1 rRNA gene is annotated in these 552 nt (G+C 50.9%); it reads right to left on the bottom strand.

Annotated elements, in window-relative coordinates:
- Positions 1-552: ribosomal RNA gene (locus IGS58_RS28990) — 23S ribosomal RNA — on the bottom strand; the annotation flags it as partial.

Genomic DNA, 552 nt, shown 5'->3' with positions numbered 1-552 from the left:
ATATCCGCAGCTTCGGTGACTGGCTTAGCCCCGTTACATCTTCCGCGCAGGACGACTCGATCAGTGAGCTATTACGCTTTCTTTAAATGATGGCTGCTTCTAAGCCAACATCCTGACTGTTTTAGCCTTCCCACTTCGTTTTCCACTTAGCCAATCTTTGGGACCTTAGCTGGCGGTCTGGGTTGTTTCCCTCTTGACGCCGGACGTTAGCACCCGACGTCTGTCTCCCAAGCTCGCACTCATCGGTATTCGGAGTTTGCAATGGTTTGGTAAGTCGCAATGACCCCCTAGCCATAACAGTGCTCTACCCCCGATGGTGATACTTGAGGCACTACCTAAATAGTTTTCGGAGAGAACCAGCTATTTCCAAGTTTGTTTAGCCTTTCACCCCTACCCACAGCTCATCCCCTAATTTTTCAACATTAGTGGGTTCGGACCTCCAGGGCGTGTTACCGCACCTTCATCCTGGCCATGAGTAGATCACTTGGTTTCGGGTCTACACCCAGCGACTGATCGCCCTATTCGGACTCGATTTCTCTACGGCTTCCCTAT

The organism is Janthinobacterium sp. EB271-G4-7A (assembly GCF_020858075.1).
Lineage (GTDB): Bacteria > Pseudomonadota > Gammaproteobacteria > Burkholderiales > Burkholderiaceae_D > Janthinobacterium > Janthinobacterium lividum.
This window is presented reverse-complemented; position numbering and strand designations above follow the sequence as displayed.